Source organism: Arthrobacter sp. 05N429 (genome assembly GCF_056397045.1).
In genome coordinates this window covers 673,723-687,143 of the sequence record NZ_JBFTMQ010000001.1, presented here as the reverse complement: position 1 = coordinate 687,143, position 13,421 = coordinate 673,723, and the positions used below count along the sequence as shown (strand labels likewise).

The 13,421-nt window shown below is 67.6% G+C and carries 17 protein-coding genes, 1 other RNA gene and 1 riboswitch; of the genes, 8 read left to right on the top strand and 10 right to left on the bottom strand.

The window, feature by feature from the left end; translation table 11 throughout:
• Positions 1-22 precede the first annotated feature (22 nt).
• Positions 23-136: riboswitch (SAM riboswitch) on the top strand.
• 34 nt (positions 137-170) lie between these two features.
• From AC1DF4_RS03240 to AC1DF4_RS03205, 8 genes are all read left to right on the top strand, one after another.
• Positions 171-1,637, top strand: a complete 1,467-nt coding sequence (locus AC1DF4_RS03240) for an aminotransferase class V-fold PLP-dependent enzyme (protein WP_476911503.1) — start codon at positions 171-173, stop codon at positions 1,635-1,637.
• Positions 1,638-1,727: 90 nt separating this feature from the next.
• On the top strand, positions 1,728-2,486 hold the full coding sequence (locus AC1DF4_RS03235) for a class I SAM-dependent methyltransferase (RefSeq protein WP_476911502.1): 759 nt from the start codon (positions 1,728-1,730) through the stop codon (positions 2,484-2,486).
• A 170-nt stretch (positions 2,487-2,656) separates the two neighbouring features.
• Complete coding sequence (locus tag AC1DF4_RS03230; RefSeq protein WP_476911501.1) at positions 2,657-3,943, top strand: Nramp family divalent metal transporter; 1,287 nt, start codon at positions 2,657-2,659, stop codon at positions 3,941-3,943.
• A gap of 16 nt (positions 3,944-3,959) precedes the next feature.
• On the top strand, positions 3,960-4,673 hold the full coding sequence (locus tag AC1DF4_RS03225) for a metal-dependent transcriptional regulator (RefSeq protein WP_476911500.1): 714 nt from the start codon (positions 3,960-3,962) through the stop codon (positions 4,671-4,673).
• On the top strand, positions 4,674-5,090 hold the full coding sequence (locus tag AC1DF4_RS03220; RefSeq protein ID WP_476911499.1) for a fluoride efflux transporter FluC: 417 nt from the start codon (positions 4,674-4,676) through the stop codon (positions 5,088-5,090).
• A complete protein-coding gene (locus tag AC1DF4_RS03215; protein ID WP_476911498.1) occupies positions 5,087-5,461 on the top strand; it encodes a fluoride efflux transporter FluC in 375 nt (124 codons plus the stop codon). Before AC1DF4_RS03220 ends, AC1DF4_RS03215 begins: the two co-directional genes overlap by 4 nt.
• 62 nt (positions 5,462-5,523) lie before the next feature.
• Positions 5,524-5,895 (top strand): hypothetical protein, encoded by a 372-nt coding sequence (locus AC1DF4_RS03210; RefSeq protein WP_441404598.1) that lies wholly within the window; start codon positions 5,524-5,526, stop codon positions 5,893-5,895.
• A 49-nt stretch (positions 5,896-5,944) separates the two neighbouring features.
• A complete protein-coding gene (locus tag AC1DF4_RS03205; protein WP_263422131.1) occupies positions 5,945-6,079 on the top strand; it encodes a hypothetical protein in 135 nt (44 codons plus the stop codon).
• Between the two features lie 138 nt (positions 6,080-6,217).
• Here the strand turns inward: AC1DF4_RS03205 and ssrA are convergent.
• The 10 genes from ssrA to AC1DF4_RS03155 all read right to left on the bottom strand — a co-directional run bounded on the left by ssrA (position 6,218) and on the right by AC1DF4_RS03155 (position 13,373).
• Positions 6,218-6,586: a transfer-messenger RNA gene (gene ssrA, locus AC1DF4_RS03200) on the bottom strand.
• Between the two features lie 103 nt (positions 6,587-6,689).
• A complete protein-coding gene (gene smpB / locus AC1DF4_RS03195; RefSeq protein ID WP_224047014.1) occupies positions 6,690-7,160 on the bottom strand; it encodes an SsrA-binding protein SmpB in 471 nt (156 codons plus the stop codon).
• 121 nt (positions 7,161-7,281) lie between these two features.
• Positions 7,282-8,685 carry a peptidoglycan DD-metalloendopeptidase family protein gene (locus tag AC1DF4_RS03190; RefSeq protein ID WP_476911497.1) on the bottom strand — a complete coding sequence of 468 codons (1,404 nt, stop codon included), beginning with the start codon at positions 8,683-8,685 and terminating at the stop codon, positions 7,282-7,284.
• A 25-nt stretch (positions 8,686-8,710) separates the two neighbouring features.
• Positions 8,711-9,625, bottom strand: a complete 915-nt coding sequence (gene ftsX / locus AC1DF4_RS03185) for a permease-like cell division protein FtsX (protein ID WP_441404596.1) — start codon at positions 9,623-9,625, stop codon at positions 8,711-8,713.
• Entirely contained in the window at positions 9,622-10,425 is an 804-nt protein-coding gene (ftsE, locus tag AC1DF4_RS03180) for a cell division ATP-binding protein FtsE (protein ID WP_441404595.1), read from the bottom strand. The genes ftsX and ftsE overlap by 4 nt, the downstream gene beginning before the upstream one ends.
• Positions 10,426-10,641: 216 nt before the next feature.
• On the bottom strand, positions 10,642-11,757 hold the full coding sequence (gene prfB / locus AC1DF4_RS03175; protein WP_476911496.1) for a peptide chain release factor 2: 1,116 nt from the start codon (positions 11,755-11,757) through the stop codon (positions 10,642-10,644).
• Positions 11,758-11,810: 53 nt separating this feature from the next.
• Positions 11,811-12,320: a pilus assembly protein TadG-related protein gene (locus tag AC1DF4_RS03170; RefSeq protein WP_476911495.1), complete on the bottom strand. Its 510-nt coding sequence runs from the start codon at positions 12,318-12,320 to the stop codon at positions 11,811-11,813.
• Positions 12,317-12,760 (bottom strand): hypothetical protein, encoded by a 444-nt coding sequence (locus tag AC1DF4_RS03165; protein ID WP_476911494.1) that lies wholly within the window; start codon positions 12,758-12,760, stop codon positions 12,317-12,319. Before AC1DF4_RS03165 ends, AC1DF4_RS03170 begins: the two co-directional genes overlap by 4 nt.
• Positions 12,741-13,085, bottom strand: a complete 345-nt coding sequence (locus AC1DF4_RS03160; protein WP_476911629.1) for a TadE family protein — start codon at positions 13,083-13,085, stop codon at positions 12,741-12,743. Before AC1DF4_RS03160 ends, AC1DF4_RS03165 begins: the two co-directional genes overlap by 20 nt.
• 57 nt (positions 13,086-13,142) lie before the next feature.
• Positions 13,143-13,373 (bottom strand): hypothetical protein, encoded by a 231-nt coding sequence (locus AC1DF4_RS03155; RefSeq protein ID WP_476865638.1) that lies wholly within the window; start codon positions 13,371-13,373, stop codon positions 13,143-13,145.
• Positions 13,374-13,421: the final 48 nt, after the last annotated feature.

Here is a 13,421-nt window from a genome sequence, read left to right as displayed (position 1 = left end):
GGAATGTCCTAGGCTCGAAACAGGTCACGAGTGCCAGCGCTAAACCCCGGTTTGCTGGCCGGCAACCCTCCATTCGCGGCGGGGTGCCCCGGGTGACGACCTGGCCGGTCCGGAACGGACCCGGCAAGCGCGGATCCCCGGTACGTGGGGTCCTTTTCAAGCGAGGTCCCATGACGACTGCCACCATTCCCGCCACCCCCGAACTCCATGCCGGTGCCGGCCAAGCGCATCCAGATGCGCGGTTTGCCCTCGCCCGCCGTCCGCTGGCCGCGGTGACGGGCGCCGAGATCCAGGCGCCGCTGATCCGGGGCGGCCACGTCCGCTACGCGAACCTGGACTACGGTGCCTCGGCGCCCGCGCTGTCGGTGGTCTCGGCGTACCTCAACGAAATCCTGCCGTTCTACGCCAGTGTCCACCGCGGCGCCGGCTATGCCTCCCAGATCAGCACCTCGGTCTACGAGAACTCCCGCACCATTGTCCGAGATTTCGTGGGCGGCCGTCCGGACGACGCCGTGATCTTCACCCGGAACACCACCGATTCCCTGAACCTGCTGGCCGGCTGCCTGCCCGTCGTCGACGGCGTGCACACCGGTGAGGTGCTCTACCTCGACATCGAACACCACGCCAACCTCCTGCCCTGGCAGCGGGTGCCGCACCGCAGCGTCATCGCCGCACCCACCCTCGCCGCCACGCTGGAACTGCTCCGCGGGGAACTCGCCCACGGCGGCGTCAGTCTGCTCGCCGTCACCGGCGCCTCCAACGTCACCGGAGAGATCCTTCCGATCCGGGCACTGGCCGCCCTGGCCCATGAATACGGCGCCCGGATCGTCGTCGACGCCGCCCAGCTGGCCCCGCACCGGCGGATCGACATCACCGCGGACGACGTCGACTACCTCGCGTTCTCCGGGCACAAGCTCTACGCACCCTTCGGCGCGGGAGTGCTGGTGGGCCGTCCCGACTGGCTCGACGCCGGCACGCCGCACCTGGCCGGCGGCGGAGCCGTGCAGGACGCCCGGATCGACACGGTCAGCTGGACCACCGGCCCCGCCCGGCACGAAGGCGGCTCCCCCAATGTCCTCGGCGCCGCCACCCTGGCCCGGGCCACCCAGGTCATTGCCGGCCTGGACGTGGACCAGTGGCACTCGCACGAAAACGCCATCCGGTCGTTCCTCGTCGAGGGCCTCACCCGGATCGACGGCGTGACCGTCCACCAGATCTTCTCGGACAGTGCATCCTACGACGTGCCGGCAGGCCACGAACCGGGGAACGGGGCTGGCACCGGCACGATCGGCGTCGTCAATTTCTCCGTGGAAGGCTACGACGCGGGCCTGGTGGCGGCGTATCTCTCGGCCGAACACGGCATCGGGCTGCGCGACGGCCGCTTCTGCGCACACCCTCTGCTCCGTCGGCTCGGGCTGCCCTCCGGCTCGCTGCGGGCCAGCTTCGGTGTCGGGTCCCGGCTGGAGGACGCCCAGCGTCTGCTCGCCGGTATCCAGGAGCTGCGCCAGACCGGCCTCGGCTGGGACTACGTGGTGGACGCGGGAAGGTGGGTTCCGTCGAATGACACCCGCAGCTACCCGCACTGGGCACCCAACACGCCCGGCACTGCCGGCGCGGCCCCCTGCACCCAGGACTGACTGGGCGGGGAAACAATCTGGCATCGGGGCCCCTGCCGCGTGCGGTAAATTCGGAGAGTACCCATCCGGACCTGCCGAAGGAGATCGCACGTGGCACGCGGTGGCCCCAAACTGCACGGGGAACGGCGCCAGGAGCTCGGGCAGAGCTTCCAGGACGGCGGGGAGCACTACGAACGCGTGCGCCCGGGCTACCCCGACGATTCGGCCGACTGGCTGATTCCCGCCGGGGCGAAGGACGCCGCTGACGTGGGCGCCGGCACCGGGAAGTTCACGGCGCTGCTGGCCGGGCGCGGGCTGCGCACGGTGGCTGTTGACCCGTCCGCCGACATGCTGGAGCAGCTGCGCAGGACGCTTCCGGGCGTCACCGCCGTCGAGGGTACCGCCGAGCACACCGGACTGCCCTCCGGGGCTTTCGACGTCGTCACCGTCGCCCAGGCGTGGCACTGGTGCGATCCCGTCCTGGCCAGCACGGAGATCGCCAGGATCCTCCGCCCCCATGGTGTCCTGGGGCTTGTCTGGAACCAGCTGGACACGTCCGTTCCCTGGGTGCACCGGCTCTCGCGGATCATGCATGCCGGCGACGTCCACAAGCCGCATTTCAGGCCTCCGCTGGGGACGGAACTCGCGGGGCTGGAGAGCCACCTCACTCGCTGGGAAGATCCCGTGCGCACCGCCGACATCATGGAACTGACGAAGTCCCGCAGCTACTACCTGGCGGCCAGCGAGGCGGTCCGCGCCAAGGTGCTGGGCAATCTCGACTGGTACCTGCACGAGCATCTGGGCCACGACCCCGGCGAAACACTCCCCCTCCCCTACCTGACACAGAGCTGGCGGGCTGTCCGGGCCTGACCCGGCTGGGCCTGCGGTTCCACGGGGTGGCGTTGCCCCGAATCTGCACGCTGGCCTATGGTTTCGGTATGCCTAATAATTGTTTATAGGCAGCTACAAATTATGGGGCGGGCACCAGCCCGCCGTCACCGGCCGCGTCGATGCGACGCACCTACCCAGGGGAGCCCGCTGTGCTGGAAGTAACAGGACACGAAGCGCCGGCGCCGCAGGCGCCCGCCCGGCGGAAACCGGGCAGCCGCCGCGCCATGATCGGCCTTTTGGGCCCTGCGTTCGTCGCCGCGATCGCCTACGTGGATCCCGGCAACGTGGCGGCGAACCTCACAGCCGGTGCCCAGTACGGGTACCTCCTGGTCTGGGTTCTGGTGGCCGCCAACATCATGGCCGTGCTGGTCCAGTACCAGTCCGCCAAGCTCGGGATCGTCACTGGGAAGAGCCTGCCCGAGATCCTCGGCGAGCGGCTCAAGCCGGTCTGGCGCCGCGCGTTCTGGGTCCAGGCCGAGATCGTGGCCGCTGCCACCGACCTGGCCGAAGTGGTCGGCGGGGCGATCGCGCTCTACCTGCTCTTCGGGCTGCCCCTGCCCCTCGGTGCCGTGATCGTCGGCGGCGTCTCCATGCTCCTGCTGGCCGTCCAGGCCCGGAACCGGCAGCGGCCCTTCGAGTTCATCATCATCTTCCTGCTGGGCATCATCACGATCGGGTTCCTGGCCGGCCTCTTCATCAGCCCGCCGGACCCGGCGGGCGTCGCGGCCGGCCTGATCCCGGGCTTCCAGGGTCCGGACACCGTGCTGCTGGCTGCCAGCATGCTCGGCGCCACGGTGATGCCGCACGCCATCTACGTCCATTCGGCCCTTTCCCGGGACCGGCACCGCCCGAACCCGCACCTCCACGTGCCTGCGCCGGCCCTGGCGCGTCTTGTCAAAGCCACCCGCTGGGACGTCGTGGCTGCCCTCGCCATAGCCGGGATCGTGAACATCGGGATGCTGCTGCTGGCCGCATCGACCCTGGGCGGCGAGGAGGGAACGGACACCATCGAGGGCGCCCATGCCGCGATCACGGCCAACCTGGGTCCGCTCGTCGGCGTCATCTTCGCCGTCGGCCTGCTCGCCTCCGGCCTGGCGTCAACCTCCGTGGGCTGCTACGCCGGCGGATCCATCATGCAGGGCCTGCTCAAGATCCGGATCCCGATGATGACGCGCCGCGTCGTCACCCTCATTCCTGCCGTAGTGCTGCTGAGCATCGGCTTCGATCCCACCTGGGGCCTGGTCCTCAGCCAGGTCGTCCTGAGCTTCGGCATTCCCTTCGTCCTTGTCCCGCTGGTCGTCCTGACCAGCAACAAGGCTCTGATGGGCCGCTTCGCGGACGGAATGGCACTCCGCATTGCCGCCATCACCGCCGTGGTCCTGGTGGTCGCACTCAACTTGGTCCTGCTGTGGCTGACCTTCTCCGGCGCCGCCTGACGGTAGGCTGGACGGTGTGAAGACCAGCCTGCCATCCTCCTCGATCGAGGACTACGTCAAGGTCATCTACTCCTTTACGGAGTGGCAGGACAAGCCCATCACCTCAACCCAGCTTGCCCAGCGCCTCGGCGTCGCCAACTCTTCGGTCTCCGAGATGGTCCGCAAACTCAAGGACCAGGGCCTCGTGGACCACCAGCCCTACAGCGCCATCACGCTGACGGCCGACGGTGTCCGGCTGGCACTGTCCATGGTCCGGCGGCACCGCCTCATCGAGACTTTCCTCGTGCGGGAGCTCGGCTACCGCTGGGACGAGGTCCACGACGAAGCCGAACTCCTGGAACATGCCGTCTCCGACACCTTCATCGAACGGATGGCTGCGAAGCTCGGAGACCCGGTGCGGGATCCGCACGGCGATCCGATCCCGGCCGCCGACGGCTCCGTGCGGATGCCGGCGGCCCACCGGATGAGCGAGCTCGACGACGGCCACACCGGCCTGATCACACGCATCAGCGACGACAACCCCGAGCTGCTGCGCTACCTTTCCGCCGAGAAAATCGCGCTGGACGCGGACGTCGAAGTTCTGGGCAGGAAGCCCTTCGGCGGTGCCCTGGTGGTGCTCATCGGGAGCGGTGGGACCCGGCGCGAATTCGACCTCGCCGAGGAAGTCGCCTCCGCGCTCTGGGTCCACAGCGAGACGACCCATCCCGGCTGCCGCCTCGAACGGCGCTGAATGCGGGCTGGACTGCCGGGACGGCGCGCCTGGGCCGCCGTCGCCGTCGGCGGCCTGATCGGAACGGAACTGCGCTACGGGGCCGGGCTGCTGTTCCCGGAGGCGGCGGGGAGCGTCCCGTGGACCACCCTGGCAATCAACGTCGTCGGAAGTTTTGTCCTCGCGTCCCTCACCACCGTCTGGATCGCACGGCCAAAGACCGCCTTTTGGCTGCGGGCCGGCCTCGGCCCCGGGCTGCTGGGTTCGTTCACGACCTTTTCGGCGGTGGTGTTCTCCCTTGACCAGCTGTACCGTGGCGGCTTCCATGCCAGCTGGCTGGCCTACCTCGGGCTCTCCCTCGTCCTGGGACTCGGCGCAGCAGCCGCCGGCTGGAAGGCCGGCAAGGCCCTGGCCGACCTCAGCGGCAGGGCATCATGATCACCGCCGCGCTGGTGGGTGTCTTCGGCGTCGCGGGCGCCCTGCTGCGCTTCGCCGTCGACTCCTGGTTCGCGCACCACCCGGGGCGCCATCCGCACTGGCCGTGGGCGACCCTCGCGGTCAATGTGGCCGGCTCCTTCATCATCGGCGCAGCCATGGGGCTGACGGTCCGGCTGGGGCTGGGGGCCGAGTGGCAGGCCGGTCTCGCGACCGGGCTCGCGGGCGGCCTGACCACCTTCAGTTCCTGGACCACCGCCACGGTGCGGCTGGTGAGCGAGACGCGGTACCGCGCGGCCGCCGCCAACATTGCCGCCAACCTGATCGCGGGCCTGGCCGCGGCAGCGCTCGGGCTGGCCGTCACCGGCCTGTGACGGGCGTAACGCCGGCCCTTCGCGGGCCATTCGAGGGCCCTCCCATCCCGTATCGTTGAAGGATGGTTACCCGACGTGAAGCAGCCCAGATCCTCGACATTCCGCTGGAGATGGCCCACCGTCACGGTATCCCGCCCCGGCTCAGCGACGCCGAGCTCGGCGAACTCCTGGACAACCCGCCGGCGTGGCTGGTGCAGTCCAAGGCCAACCGGACCGGCAAGCGGCCGGTCTGGGTCCAGCTGACGTGTGCGGTCTGCGGATTCTCCGAGGCTGCCCGGCCGAAGAAGTGGTGGCCGGACTTCACCTATGTGTGCTGTGCGCACCACGCCCCCTATGAGGTTCCCGGCGTCGGCGCCGGACTGGTCCGCAGCGAGTATGAGGGTGTGGGCAGCCGGTTCGTCGGCATCGTGGACGTCGCGGTACCTGAGGCGTAACTTAGTACCACGGGGCCATCCCGGGCCCCCGCTGTTAGGGAGCGCCCACATGCCTGACAAAACGCCGCACCGGAGCGCGGTCAAGAAACCCGTGAAAACCATCAAGGAAAAACGGGCCGAGAAGAAGTCCAAGAACGTCGCAGAGACGCACTCGGACCCCGTTGCCCATATCAAGAAGCGCTGAACGCACTCGGATGAGCGCCGCCCGCCAGCCGGGCCGCCGCTTCTGCCAACAACCGGGCAAAGCAAAAGGCCGGAAGCTGAAGCTTCCGGCCTTTTGTGTGGGACTCTACGGGGTGGAGCACCGTTTCCGGGGCTCCGATGGTGGAGATGGGGGGAATTGAACCCCCGTCCGATGTCGTGTTGTCAGGGCTTCTCCGGGCGCAGTTTGCGTCGGATTTTCTCGGCCCCGGCCATGCTGCAAACAGCTGGCCGATCCGGGCCCAGTCATCTAAGAGTCCCGTTCACCCCGATGACGGAGGTAAACAGCAGTGGCTATCTAAATGACGCCAGGATCCGGGGCAATAGCAACCTCGGGCTGACGGACTGTCTTACTGCTTAGGCAGCGAGAGCGAAGTCAGTGCGTTTTGATTCGGCACTTATTGGTTTGCAGACAGCGTTTACGAGATAATTCTGCATCCTCGGCCCGCTTCACCTGTCGCGACTAACATCGTCGAAACCGATCATCCCCGTATTTTTTTATCAAACCCGGCCGGATACATTCGTATCCTTCCCGGACTACCAATCATAACGCAAGGCCCACCGGATTCATTCCCGGCCGCTCCGGCGGTTCGTCAGCGGCGGTTCCGCTCGCGCATGACGCGCAGGGCCTCGCGCTTGTCCTGCTGCTCGCGCAGCGTCTGGCGCTTGTCGTATTCCTTCTTGCCGCGGGCGACGCCGATTTCCACCTTCGCCCGGCCGTCGACGAAGTACAGCTGAAGCGGGACGATGGTGAAGCCCGATTCGCGGATTTTGTGCGAGATCTTGGTGAGCTCATCGCGGTGCAGCAGCAGCTTCCGACGGCGGCGGGCGGCGTGGTTGGTCCAGCTCCCCTGGTGGTATTCGGGGATGTGGATGCCCTCCATCCACAGCTCGTCGTTGTAGAACGTGCAGAAGCCGTCCACCATGGAGGCGTGTCCCTCGCGGAGGGACTTCACTTCTGTCCCCATGAGGGCAATTCCGGCCTCGTAGGTGTCGAGGATGAGGTAGTCGTGCCGGGCCTTGCGGTTGGTGGCCACTACCTTACGGCCACTTTCTTTCGGCACGGTAGAACTCCTTGGATCGATGGGAGGCCCTTTACCGGATCGGTGCAGGACCGGGACGGAGGGCTTCCTCCAGTTTACGGCAGAACGGCAGTCCGCCCGGAGCGCTTCCGCTCCGGGCGGATCAGAGCAGGCCCATCGGGTCAACGGCCCGGCTGTTGAGCCAGGTCTCGAAGTGCGAGTGGCAGCCGGTCGAGTTGCCGGTGGTTCCCGAGTAGGCGATCAGCTGTCCCTGGCTGACCTGCTGCCCGGGCGACACCGTAACACTGACGTTGTGGTAGTAGATCGTTGTCAGGGAGTTGCCCTGCACCACGCCGTGCGAGATTTTGACGTTGTTGCCGCCGCCGTCGTTGGCCCATCCGGCCGAGTACACGGTGCCTGCCGCCGCGGCGTAGACGGGGGTGCCGCAGGCCGCGGCAAAGTCGATGCCGGTGTGCATGTAGCCGCCTTGGCCGTAAAAGTCGATGGTGCCCGGCGGCGTCGCGCGCCAACCGAAGCCCGAGCTGATCCGGACGCCGTTGAAGGGGCTCCGGAGCCCGAACGCGGACGGGTTCCCTGGCGGGGCGGGCACGTACGGGGGCTTGGCCTGGCCCTGGGCGCGGGCCGCCGCTGCGGCTGCCTCCGCGATGCGGCGCTGCTCGGCTTCCCAGGCTTCGCGCAGCTTGCGGTCGCGTTCGGCGATTTCAGCCGCGACAGCGTCCTGCTGCGCCTTGACCTGGGCGAGCTGGTTCTGGATTCCCGGCTTGGCTGCCTGGAGTTCGGCGTCGAGCCGGGTGGTGTCGGCGATGAGCTTGTCCACCTGGGCCTTCTGGGCCTCCGCCTCATCGCGGGCGGCCTGTTCGCGTGCCAGCGCGGCGTCGGCCTTGGCCTTAAGATCCTTGATCTCGGCTTCCACTGCTTCCAGCCGGGCCTGTGAGTTGACGTTGGTGGCGTTCTGCTGGGTGAGTTTGTCCATCGCGGAGTTCTGGCTGCGCATCGCCTGGTCGGCGAGGTCGATCGTATCCGTGAGGCTGCCGCCGTTGTTGGAGCCGAAGAACAGCGAGAGGTTGGAGGGCACACCGCCGGACTTGTAGGCCTGGGTGGCGATCTGGCCGATCAGCTTCTTGGTGTCGGCAATTTTCTGCTGGTCCGTCTCGAGCTGCTGGGTGATCTTGGCCTTGTTCTGCTGCGCAAGGTCCACGCGGGCGGCGAGGGCCTCGGCTTCCTTGACCGCACTCGCGACGCGCCCCTGGGCTTCCAGCAGGGCCTGCTGGGCCCCGGGCAGTTGGCCCTGGTAGAGGACCAGGTCCGAGGCGGCCTGGGCGATCCGGGAGTCCACGAATTCGAGGGAATGCTGGACCCGGGCCGCCTCGTCGCGGAGGGCGGCCTGCTGGTCCTCAAGGTTGTCGGCGAATGCCACCGGGGTAGGCGCGCCCATGCTCGCCGCCAGGAAGAGCGCCAGGGTGGCGCTGATGAGGCGGCTGCGGCGGCCGGCCACGCGGAGCCGGGCTGCCCCCGGCTTCGGGGCGGGTCGTTGCAGCGGTGTCATGGACGTTCCTTTTTCGTTAAGCACGCTAGACCTTCAAGTATCGACGTAGCGTAAGCAGTGATGATACCCCTGCCAGCAAAATGCCGAGACCGATCAGTGCCGGTGCCAGAATCAGCGTCTGACCTGCGGAGATGAAGGCGGTATCGGGATACTGCCTGGACAGATAGCCGCCGAGGAAGAAGTGCGCCACGGCCCACAGCGTTCCTGACGCCAGCGCCGCGCCAATCACGGCGGCAATTACGCCTTCGAGGATGAAGGGCAGCTGGATCACCATCTTCGACGCCCCGACGAGGCGCATGATCCCCGTCTCCCGGCGCCGGCTGAAGGCCGAAAGCCGGATCGTGGTGGCGATGAGCAGGATGGCACAGATGATCATGACGCCGGCGACGCTCACGGCCACGAGGGAGGCCGCGTTCATGACGGAGAAGAGCCGCTCCAGGAGCTGGCGCTGGTCGATCACGGTTTCCACGCCGGCCTGCGAGGAGAAGGTTTCGCTGATGATCTGGTACTTTTCCGGGTCCTTCATGTTGATCCGGAAGGAGGCGGGCAGCTGGTCCGGCGTCACCGAGTCGACGATCGGGGAATTGGAGAACTGTTCTTTGAAGTGCTTGTAGGCGTCGTCCTTGGACTCGAACTGGAAGTCGTTGACGTACTGGGCCACCGCGGGCGACTCCAGGACCTTGCGCAGGTTTTCCTGCTGCTCCGCAGTGGCGGGGCCGGTGGCGCACCCGGCCGCCGTCGAACCGTCGCTGCAGAGGAAAATCGCGACCTGGACTTTGTCGTACCAGTAGCCCTTCATCTGGTTGATCTGGAGCTGGAGCATGCCGGCGGCGCCAACGAAGGTCAGCGACACGAACGTCACCAGGATGACCGAGACCACCATGGACAGGTTGCGGCGCAGGCCGCTGCCGATCTCGGCGAGGACGAATTGGAGCCTCACAGCTGGGCCTCCCCTGCGGCGCGGGCTTCGGCGCGGGTGGTGGCTGCCGGGGCAGCGGACTGGGGATCCCGGCCGCTCGCGTCGCGCAGCCGGCGGGACTGGCCCACGACCGGAATCATGGACGTGTAGAGTGCCTTGGCTTCGTCCCGGATGATGACGCCGTTGCGGAGTTCGACGACACGTTTGCGCATCTCGTTGACGATGTCGTCGTCGTGGGTTGCCATGACCACGGTGGTGCCGTTCTGGTTGATCTTGTCCAGCACGCCCATGATGCCCATGGAGGTGGTGGGGTCCAGGTTGCCGGTGGGCTCATCCGCGAGCAGGATGCCGGGGCGGTTGACGACGGCGCGGGCGATCGCCACGCGCTGCTGCTCGCCGCCGGATAGTTCGTGCGGGAGGCGGTTTTCCTTGCCTTCGAGGCCGACGGTCTTGAGGACCTCGGGCACGGTGTCGCGGATGACGCTGCGGCTCTTGCCGATGACCTGCATGGCGAAGGCGACGTTGGCGAACACGGTTTTCTGCGGCAGCAGGCGGAAGTCCTGGAACACGACGCCGATCCCGCGGCGGAGCCTGGGCACGCGCCAGCTGGAGATGTTCGCCACGTTCTGGCCGGCCACGTACACGGCGCCGGAGGATGCGCGGTCCTCTTTGAGGACGAGGCGCAGGAAGGTCGATTTGCCGGAGCCCGAGGCTCCGACGAGGAAGGCGAATTCGCCGCGGTCGATCTCAAGGTTGATGGAGTCCAGCGCGGGTCGCGCCTTCTGGTCATAGACCTTGGTGACATTTTCGAAACGGATCATGGCCCTAGAACCCTGCAGGACGGGGACGGTAGGGCCCAGTTCTGCTGCCGGTGCGCGGGCTTTCTAGTGGGGGAAGTAGAGCTCCGGCTTCTCGACTATACGCACGGGCCCGGGCGGATCCGGCTGAGCGCGGGGGCGTGTCGCAGGATTAGACCCGAGGGGCGGATGTGACGCCAGAGGCGGATGGGGCAGGCTGCCTGTTCCTGCGGGTTGCGTCTACTTGTCCGCGTTGCGGTTGTCGGTCCGCCAGCGGATGCCGGCGTCGATGAAGTCGTCGATCTCGCCGTCGAACACGGCCGAGGTGTTGCCGACCTCGTGCTCGGTGCGGAGGTCCTTGACCATCTGGTACGGGTTCAGGACGTAGGAGCGCATCTGGTCGCCCCACGAGGCTTTGACGTCGCCGGCGAACGCCTTCTTCTCGGCGTCCTCCTGTTCCTTCTTCAGCAGCAGCAGCCGGGACTGCAGCACGCGCAGGGCGGCCGCACGGTTCTGCAGCTGCGATTTCTCGTTCTGCATCGAGACCACTGTGCCGGTGGGGATGTGGGTCAGGCGCACGGCGGAGTCCGTGGTGTTGACGGACTGGCCGCCCGGGCCCGAGGACCGGAAGACGTCGACGCGGATCTCGTTGTCCGGGATGTCGATGGAGTCCGTCTGCTCGATCAGCGGGATGACCTCGACGGCGGCGAACGAGGTCTGGCGGCGGCCCTGGTTGTCGAACGGGCTGATCCGGACCAGGCGGTGCGTGCCCGCCTCGACACTGAGCGTGCCGTAGGCGTAGGGGGCCTTGACCTCGAAAGTGGCGGACTTCAGCCCGGCTTCCTCGGCGTAGGAGGTGTCCATGATGGTGGTCGGGTAGCCGTGGCGTTCTGCCCAGCGCAGGTACATCCGCATCAGCATTTCGGCAAAGTCTGCGGCGTCCACTCCCCCGGCGCCGGCGCGGATCGTGACGACCGCTTCGCGCTCGTCGAACTCGCCGGACAGCAGGGTCACGACCTCGAGGTCCTTCAGCGCCTTGCGGATGGACTCCAGTTCGGCGGCAGCCTCGCCCATCGAGGCGGCGTCGTCCTCGTCCTGGCCCAGCTCGACGAGGACTTCCAGGTCGTCGATCCGGGACGTGAGGGAGTTCAGGCGGGCCAGTTCGGACTGGCGGTGCGAGAGCCTCGAGGTGATCACCTGGGCGGCCGCTGGATCGTCCCACAGATTCGGTTCGCCGGCCCGTTCGCTGAGCTCGGCGATGTCTTCCTTCAGCGCCTCGACGTTCGAAACGTTCTCGATCGAGGTGTACGTGGCGCGCAGGGCGCGGATTTCTGCGGGAAAATCAATGTTTGCCATGGTTTTTTAAGCCTACGCTATCCGTGCGAACCGCCCGGACCCGGTCGGGGGGCTCACCGCGTGAGCCGGGAACGCGCCGTCGAACTCGCTTCGATCCTGATCCCGTCGGGAACCAGGAAATTGACCACGGGCGGGTGGACGGCGGCGCTGAGCACCACGACGGCGGTGGAGCCGTCCGGGCTGCCCGTTCCCGGCCCGATGCTGAGGCCGCTGAACCGGGTGTAGGAGCTGCTGTGGTCCAGGAAGTCGACGGCGGCGCTTCGCACGCGGGCGCCGGTGAGGACGGCGGTGGGGCTGCCCCCGGCGGTCTCAAGCTGTCCCAGCGTGAAGCTGTCCGCGGCGGCCACGGAGGCTCCGTCTGCCAGCGACAGGAGCTTCTTGTGCTCGATGTAGACGCTCGAGGCGGCGGTGACGACGGTGGCCAGCAGCAGGGCGAGCAGCACGTAGCCGATGATCAGCACCATGAGTTGACCGTCGTCGTTGCGCTGGCTCCGGCGTGGTTGACCGGCGCCCGGTCCTTTCCGCGGGCGCCGGCCGGGGTGCTGCTGTGGGGGACGAGTCATCGGAAGCGTCCCACCAGTTGCGTGGCGGAGGCGCTGAGCTGTCCCGCGTTCAGATTCAGTGCCTCGCTGAACGGGACAAACGGCAACGGCACCGTGAGGTGGACAGTGACCGTCACGGCCGAGCCGGCGTCCATGCAGTCTGCCGGGGCACAACTCGTTTCGACCCGGGCGTCTGTCGCGGAGTGCCCGTGGTCGGCGAGCGCCAGCAGAACGGCCTGCTCGGCGGCGGCCCGGCCGCCTGCGGCGTCGGGCTGGGCGACGAAGACCTTGGCTGCCTGGTCCGCGGCGCCGACGACCGCGAAGGCGCCGCCCTGGAGCTGGCTCATGGTGATGATGAAGTAGACCAGCGGCACCATCAGCAGCAGTGAGAGGAACGTGAATTCGACGACGGCGCTTCCCCGCTCGGCGTCGTCGCCGCCGTTAGGGCTGGATGGCCGCATGGCCCTTCACCTCCAGGACTGCGCGGGGACCGATCAGCCCGATCACGGGCAACGGCGCGCGAACGGTGACTTCCAGGGTCCGGACGCCCTGGTACGTGGCTTCGGCGGTCGTCACGTCCGTGGCGAACTCCCGGTTGAGCGCGACCCCAATCAGCTGCGCAGTCCGTTCCTTGGCGTCCCCGGCCCCGCGGTCCGCGAGGGTCCCGTACCTGGCGCCCGAGGCCGCGGCGTCGATCAGCGTGTTCCGGACGTGGAGGACCAGGGTGAGCTGGACGATGGCGAGGAAGAACAGCGTCAGCAGTCCGCCCACGAGGACGAAGTCCACCACCGCCGAACCCCGCTCGTCCGTTCTGCCCCAGCCTCTGCCGGGCAGCCGCACGTGCTACTGCCCGACCTTGTCCATGGCCTGGTTGAACAGTCCTTCCAGGGCGGGGCCGGCGAGCGCGAGCAGGGCTGCTACGAGGACGGCCGACATCAGTGTGATCATCACCCAGCCCGGCACATCGCCCCGCTCGGGGTGATCGCCGGCCTGTTCAGGTCCCGTGACCTCGTGTGCCGCGGAAAATCTGGCCAGTCCGGGCACAAGGTTGATGCTGCAGAGCCATAGCGCCATGCGGTTTGGGATCTGTTTCACTTTCTCCCCTTTGTCGGTTCGGTTGTC

Coding starts and splice junctions, on each gene's coding strand:
- AC1DF4_RS03210 (WP_441404598.1), top strand. CDS start 5,524: ATGGTTACCCGACGTGAAGCAGCCCAGATCCTCGACATTCCGCTGGAG.
- AC1DF4_RS03215 (WP_476911498.1), top strand. CDS start 5,087: ATGATCACCGCCGCGCTGGTGGGTGTCTTCGGCGTCGCGGGCGCCCTG.
- AC1DF4_RS03165 (WP_476911494.1), bottom strand. CDS start 12,760: ATGCGGCCATCCAGCCCTAACGGCGGCGACGACGCCGAGCGGGGAAGC.
- AC1DF4_RS03240 (WP_476911503.1), top strand. CDS start 171: ATGACGACTGCCACCATTCCCGCCACCCCCGAACTCCATGCCGGTGCC.
- ftsE (WP_441404595.1), bottom strand. CDS start 10,425: ATGATCCGTTTCGAAAATGTCACCAAGGTCTATGACCAGAAGGCGCGA.
- AC1DF4_RS03170 (WP_476911495.1), bottom strand. CDS start 12,320: ATGACTCGTCCCCCACAGCAGCACCCCGGCCGGCGCCCGCGGAAAGGA.
- AC1DF4_RS03155 (WP_476865638.1), bottom strand. CDS start 13,373: ATGGCGCTATGGCTCTGCAGCATCAACCTTGTGCCCGGACTGGCCAGA.
- prfB (WP_476911496.1), bottom strand. CDS start 11,757: ATGGCAAACATTGATTTTCCCGCAGAAATCCGCGCCCTGCGCGCCACG.
- AC1DF4_RS03190 (WP_476911497.1), bottom strand. CDS start 8,685: ATGACACCGCTGCAACGACCCGCCCCGAAGCCGGGGGCAGCCCGGCTC.
- AC1DF4_RS03205 (WP_263422131.1), top strand. CDS start 5,945: ATGCCTGACAAAACGCCGCACCGGAGCGCGGTCAAGAAACCCGTGAAA.
- AC1DF4_RS03220 (WP_476911499.1), top strand. CDS start 4,674: ATGCGGGCTGGACTGCCGGGACGGCGCGCCTGGGCCGCCGTCGCCGTC.